The sequence below is a fragment of the Okeania sp. SIO2F4 genome, assembly GCF_010672385.1.
Classification (GTDB): domain Bacteria; phylum Cyanobacteriota; class Cyanobacteriia; order Cyanobacteriales; family Microcoleaceae; genus Trichodesmium.
Window position 1 is genome coordinate 1 of the sequence record NZ_JAAHGT010000591.1, and the last position, 6,089, is coordinate 6,089.

6 protein-coding genes are annotated in these 6,089 nt (G+C 34.6%); 4 read left to right on the forward strand and 2 right to left on the reverse strand.

The features are described 5' to 3' along the window. Positions 1 to 415 precede the first annotated feature (415 nt). Positions 416 to 922 carry a single-stranded DNA-binding protein gene (locus tag F6K22_RS28185; RefSeq protein ID WP_293105714.1) on the reverse strand — a complete coding sequence of 169 codons (507 nt, stop codon included), beginning with the start codon at positions 920 to 922 and terminating at the stop codon, positions 416 to 418. Positions 923 to 1,252: 330 nt separating this feature from the next. Further along, a complete protein-coding gene (locus tag F6K22_RS28190) occupies positions 1,253 to 3,784 on the reverse strand; it encodes a mannose-1-phosphate guanyltransferase (protein WP_293105716.1) in 2,532 nt (843 codons plus the stop codon). A gap of 1,012 nt (positions 3,785 to 4,796) precedes the next feature. On the opposite strand from F6K22_RS28190, the gene F6K22_RS28195 reads away from it, so the two are divergent. The 4 genes from F6K22_RS28195 to F6K22_RS28205 all read left to right on the forward strand — a co-directional run bounded on the left by F6K22_RS28195 (position 4,797) and on the right by F6K22_RS28205 (position 6,035). Then, positions 4,797 to 4,943, forward strand: coding sequence for a hypothetical protein (locus tag F6K22_RS28195; RefSeq protein ID WP_293105718.1), 147 nt, complete (start codon positions 4,797 to 4,799; stop codon positions 4,941 to 4,943). A 342-nt stretch (positions 4,944 to 5,285) separates the two neighbouring features. Continuing rightward, complete coding sequence (locus F6K22_RS28200; protein ID WP_293105720.1) at positions 5,286 to 5,498, forward strand: IS200/IS605 family accessory protein TnpB-related protein; 213 nt, start codon at positions 5,286 to 5,288, stop codon at positions 5,496 to 5,498. A gap of 5 nt (positions 5,499 to 5,503) precedes the next feature. Then, positions 5,504 to 5,665: a zinc ribbon domain-containing protein gene (locus F6K22_RS42540; protein ID WP_363274615.1), complete on the forward strand. Its 162-nt coding sequence runs from the start codon at positions 5,504 to 5,506 to the stop codon at positions 5,663 to 5,665. A 169-nt stretch (positions 5,666 to 5,834) separates the two neighbouring features. Next, positions 5,835 to 6,035, forward strand: coding sequence for a hypothetical protein (locus F6K22_RS28205; RefSeq protein ID WP_293105722.1), 201 nt, complete (start codon positions 5,835 to 5,837; stop codon positions 6,033 to 6,035). The last annotated feature ends 54 nt before the right edge of the window (positions 6,036 to 6,089 follow it).

A 6,089-nucleotide genomic window follows, 5' to 3' on the forward strand; every position in this document is an offset into this window, starting at 1 on the left:
ATACTTAGGGTTTCTGGAGGAGAGTGTGGTCTATCAAGGATGAAAACTGCAATTTGAGCGATCGCTCAAATTACTCAAGATGATGCCGTGGGTTGATTCTATTCATTGTGGTTTATTCATATGAAAATCGCTGTAACTTAAAGATGAGACGTTTTTTCGTCTGAAACTCCCTCATAGCAAGAAAGCTTTGTGTCAATCTAAAGTTAAATGACTATATTTTTGGATAACTGTTTCTTCAATAATATGTAGAGTTTAAAATCTATTATCATTCTTTAATGTGCAACCCCAAAAAAAAGGTCTAAAGCCTCCCCTTGGATAGGGGAGAAAAAAAGAGAATATTCCTGATGTGAAGTCTCTGGGTTCAGCCAGAGGTACTGGTAAGTGATAAATGATAACTGAAATAACCAGTTAAAAATTAAAAAGGTATAGGATCGGAATCGTCGGGTAGTGAGTCTTCCTCTCGAAAATTTGGAGTTGATTCTTGATTAACAGCGGAACTACGACGAGACTGTAAATTTACAACATTATTATAGTTTTGTTCTTCGGGCTCTTGTTGAGTTACAGTGTTATTATTGGGTCTTTTTGTGTATGTTTTATTCCCATCTTCAGTCATAGCTTCAGGGCTAATAGGATAAATTCTGGAGGCAGTTAATTCAGCTCGTTTTTCTTTAAAACCTTCTGGTCGGTCAATAGTATTCATATTCAAGCGACCTTCAACAATTATGAAATCTCCTTCGTGATATTTTTCGTTGATTTGTTGAGCTAAATCTCGCCATGCTACTACTTTTAGTACCCCTGGTTTATTATCAACTCCTATATTAGGAAATTCTACCATCATTTCTACTACTGGTAATTGAGCATCTGCTGTGTAGCGAAGTTCTGGGTCTTTGATAATTTGTACCATTAATATACAGCTATTCATTTGAATTTTTGACTAATACTAATTTGTTTTGAACAAAGGCAAAAGGAAGATAAACTTTGATTTTATGAATATTCATCTCTACTTATTCCCAGATAGAGGATATCTCAAATCAAAGAATTTGTAATTAATCCTAAATATAGATAAAAATCATCAAATTCATACTGCTTTTTCCTGTTACCTTTTCCCTAATTACGCGGATATTTTAGACATAACTTAAATAGAAATATAGATAGCTATCCTAAATAATTCGCGCTCAATTTATTACTTTCTGTTTTCTATTTCCTGAAAATTTACAATATCTCACAACTCAAATAAGATTGCTATATAATATCATAAATCATCTAACTGATTTCCTGTCATAAATAGGTTGACAAAATCATGGATAATATTGCGATAATCTCTTAAAGTTTTATCAACCCAATCTCGATCATTACTATCTGCATAAATATGCACTAATGGTTCTTCAGCGTCAGGTAAAATTAACACCCAATTATCACCTTGATGATTAATAATCTTTACCCCATCAGTTAACTCTAATTTTTCTGGCGGGTTAGTTTCTACAAAATACCGCATTAATGCTCCCTTTACTTTCCAAGGACAACGTACTGTATAATAGCGATGAGTAACAGAAGGAATATCTGCAGTTATTTGTCCTAATGATCGCTCTTGAATAGTCAGCATTTCTATTACTTTAGCGATGCAAAACATAGCATCAAAGCCAGGATGTAATTTCGGGAAAATAAATCCCATATCACCACTTCCTCCTATTACCACATTATGATTAATTTGGCAAGCTTCCATTAATGCTGTAGGATTAGCTTTTGTCCGAATCACATGGCTATCATGACGACGAGCAATTTGTTCTACTGCTGCAGAAGCATTTATCGGTACCACCACTGTACTCCGTGGATGAGCTGTTAACATTAGATTTATCATTAGTGCAGTTAACATTTCACCACGAATAGGAGAACCAGCTTCATCTACTAATATTAGTTGTTCTCCATTTGCCGTTACCTGAACTCCAACATTAGCTTGTAAAGCTTCTACCACCCTACCTAATTGATCTAGTAAATTTTCTCTTTCTTCGAGTCCTAAAGAAGTTTCCTTTAAACTAGCATTTAGAACTACCGCATCACAACCAAATTTAGTTAATAATTGTGGTAATACTGCTCCCGAAACACCATAACAATAGTCAATTACTACCTTAGATTTACTATAGCGAATTGCCTGAGAATTCAGAAGATTTTCAAACCCTTTGCTATAAGCATCTAATACTTCATGGCGATAAACCATATTGCCAATTTCTGATATTTGTACTCGACGTAAATCTTCTTTAAAATATGCTCCTTCTATCTTTTTTTCTTTCGCTTTAGAAATATTAATTCCTTGAGAATCAAAGATTTCAATTAATATTTGATCGGAACGACTAGGAGAAAGACGCACATGAACCCCACCTACTAAATTCATAGTAGGTAAAATTGTTCTGGCAATGGGAATAGCAGTAGATTCTAAATTTATTACATTAATTCCCACCGACATTAAACCAGCAATTAAAGATCGAGAAACCATCCGAGATATATTACGTTGGTCACGAGAAACTGATACTGTAGAACCTAATTTTAAGATAGAGCCATAAGCAGCTCCTAACTTAACTGCAAATTCTGGAGTAATATCAATATTTGCTAATCCCTGAACCCCACGTTGCCCAAACAAATTTCTCTGGGCAGTTGTACCCCAAATCAAGTTAATATTCAGAGTCGCCCCAGATTCAACTTTTTTACTAGGCCATACTCTGACATTAGGACTAATCTGAGCCTCCTCTCCCACGCTAGATAAAGAACCAACTACAGCACCTTCCAATATTTGAGCACGACGATCTATCCTTGTTCCTCGACAAATTACACAAGCTCGTAAATTTGTATCCTCTCCCACCAGTGCGCCATTCCAAACAATGGGGCGCTTTACATCAGCATCTGCAGCAATTGTTACATTATCTCCAATAATACTACCTGCTTCAATCTGAACTCTCGGACCAATTCTACAGTTGTCTCCAATTAAAACTGGTGTCTCAATTTTAGCTGTTGGGTCAATACAAGTATTTTCTCCTATCCAGAAATTGGGCGATCGCTCTTCATAAACCAAATCAAGTTTTACTTTGTGTTGAAGTGCATCATATTGGGCTTCTCTATAAGCATCTAAATGTCCAACATCGCACCAATAACCTTCTGCCACATAGCCATACATTGGCTCATTTTTATCTAACAATACAGGAAATAATTCTTTAGAGAAATCACATTCTTGATTGGCTGGTAAATAATCTAAAACTTCTGGTTCTAAAATGTAAGTTCCTGTATTGACAGTATCAGAAAATATTTCACTTGTAGAAGGTTTTTCGAGAAACCTTTTGATTCTTTTTTCTTCATCTGTGATTACTACTCCAAATTCAATTGGGTTGTTAACTCGTGTCAATACTAACGTAGCTTTTGACTTATGTTTTTGATGAAATTCTATAGCTGCACTTAAATCAAAATCTGTAATTGTATCTCCACTAATTACTAAGAATGTTTCATCTAAAAGTTGTGCTATATTTTTCACACAACCAGCAGTTCCTAGAGGTTGTTCTTCTTCTACAGAATATGTCATTTGAACTCCAAATTTACTGCCATCTTGAAAATATTCACGCATCACATCAGGCAGATAATGTAAAGTGGCAATAATCTCCGTAATTTGATGTTTTTTTAACAGATTAATAATATGTTCAGCTATAGGACGATTTAAAATTGGAACCATTGGTTTAGGAATATCGCAGGTCAGTGGTCTGAGTCGCGTTCCTGAACCTCCAGCCATTAACACCGCACGCATAATTTACTCCTTTGTTAAATTTTTTTCTATATCTATAATTTATTCAGACTAATTGACACTCTTTTTAACTTAATGATTTACTAGAGTCAACCACAGGTTAAAACCAGTCATTTGCTTTTGATCCATAGTTTTCCAAACAATATTTTTCATAAATATTTTGGCAATTTATTTTGACAAAAATTTCCCCTGGAGTATTTCAAAGGTAATTACTTTTTTTCGGTATTTGGTGACAAATACGATATGAACAGTAAGAGAATAAATATACCTAAAACTTTTGTTACAGTTGCTTGACATAATATAGCGGTAAAGCCCATAATAAAAATTATGATAATTACTTATTGCTATAAAATCAAGCCTACTCCTGGACAGTCAGTCAAAATCAATTATTGGCACTTAGCTGCTAAGGAGACATTGGAATTATGCCCTAGGTCAAAGGTTGGACTGGTTAAACAGAACTAGGTGTCAAATAGACCGATGCTCAATAGTATCATGTCCTATTGGTGAGATTCCTAGCAGACCAGATTATTATTTTCAGCAATCAGCACTTAAACAGACAAAAGAGTTATTTCCCGATTACAAGGAAATATCCATACGAAGTCCAGCAAATTAACTTACAAAGACTAGATAAAGCCTGGAAACGTTTCGGCGCTTGAGCCGACATGAAAGGTTAATACCTGATAAAACTGGTAAGCGTGGAGGACGACCTAGATTTAAAAAACCAGGCAAGTTAAGGTCTTTCTGTTTTAGTAGAGTTAATCATTCACTCATCAGTAATTAAATTTGATGGAAAACAAATAATTACGACAAGGTTTGGTGCTATTCCTGTGATAGTTCATAGACCTATTCCAGGTGAGTGTGTTATCAAAACTGCAACTATAACCAAAAAAGCGAGTGCGTAATTCTGGGGAAGCCCCAGAATGTAAGACGCACTCAAGACGCTGATGGTTATTATGTAAGTTTTAGTTTAGAGGATAACCCACCCCTATCCCCTCCCGGGAGGGGAACTAAAGGGGTGGGTCTAATTTCTACAGACAATATCAAAACTGCTGTAGGTATTGATGTAGGTTTGAAAGAATTTTTAACTACTAATACTAGTGAGACTGTTTCTGTTCCTAATTTCTATAAAAAATCTCAATCTAATAAGTGCAAGAAAGCATAGAATTGTATCTAGAAAAGAAATTGGTTCTAATAACTGGAAAAAGGCACGTTGATAATTAATAATTATTAATTATCAGAATTTAATTTAACTAAATAAACTTCTAATAATTAATAATTGGTGAATAATTATAGCAGTCCTATTTTCTTTGGGTATAAAAACCTTACCGCTTTTAGGGAACACTTAACTGGGAACACTTAACTGGCGGGAGTTTCAGTTTTTTTATCTACGTTTTTGATGACCCGCAACCTATGCGCGGATTGCTATAGATTCCTTCTTTCATTATTAATTATTCATTATTCATTATTAATTGAATACATATTGCTAGGCAACGAGAAGATTTTCATGTGTATTACTGCTCATAAATTAGTTAAAGAATATGACTTGATTGCCGTTGAAAAACTCAACATTAAAGGTTTAGCTAGAAACACGAAACTATCAAAATCAATTTATGATGTAGCTTGGGGTGCTTTTATTGAAAAATTGAATGCAGTAGCGGTTAAACGCGGTGTTCATGTAATTACAGTTAATCCGAATCATACATCACATGCATTGTAGTAATTGTGGTCAAAAATTACCTAAAACTTTGTAAGTTAGAACTCCCGAATTGTCCTAAATGTGGAACAGTTTTAGATAGGGACGAGAATGCAGCAATCAACATATTAAATAAAGCATTAAACGAGGTGGGTATCATCTTGTCTGCTTGTGGAGGCCTAAGACATTAGTCAGCCTGTGAGACAAGAAACTTAAGCAAACGAGGATTCAATGATCTCTGTTTTGTGAGCTTCCTGTTATAATATCTAATTTAACGAGAGAGAACTTCACTTTAAGATTAATTCAATAATTTTATCGGGCTGTGTCCAAAATAAGTAATCTTGTAAGAGTTTTTGTGCCATGGGTACCTTAATTAGCTTATTATTGCTGGTTGTATACGGAGGTGGAATCTGGAAGTTCTGGAATGGATTTGAACGGACAAATTTTTCTAGAAGCTTTCAGAACCGTTTATTATTATCTATATTGTGGCCTGTTTTGTTAATTGGTAACAAATCTTATCGTAAGAACTTTACAAAAGCTCTTAAAGGTGATAAACGATAGAGGAAAAATGTCTGAAAAAAAGTCTACTTTATCCCCAAATCAGGAAAAATCTTC

Bases quoted from the DNA above. Each gene is read 5' to 3' on its own strand.
- F6K22_RS28185 (WP_293105714.1), bottom strand. From the start codon at position 922: ATGAATAGCTGTATATTAATGGTACAAATTATCAAAGACCCAGAACTT.
- F6K22_RS28190 (WP_293105716.1), bottom strand. From the start codon at position 3,784: ATGCGTGCGGTGTTAATGGCTGGAGGTTCAGGAACGCGACTCAGACCA.
- F6K22_RS28200 (WP_293105720.1), top strand. From the start codon at position 5,286: ATGTGTATTACTGCTCATAAATTAGTTAAAGAATATGACTTGATTGCC.
- F6K22_RS28205 (WP_293105722.1), top strand. From the start codon at position 5,835: ATGGGTACCTTAATTAGCTTATTATTGCTGGTTGTATACGGAGGTGGA.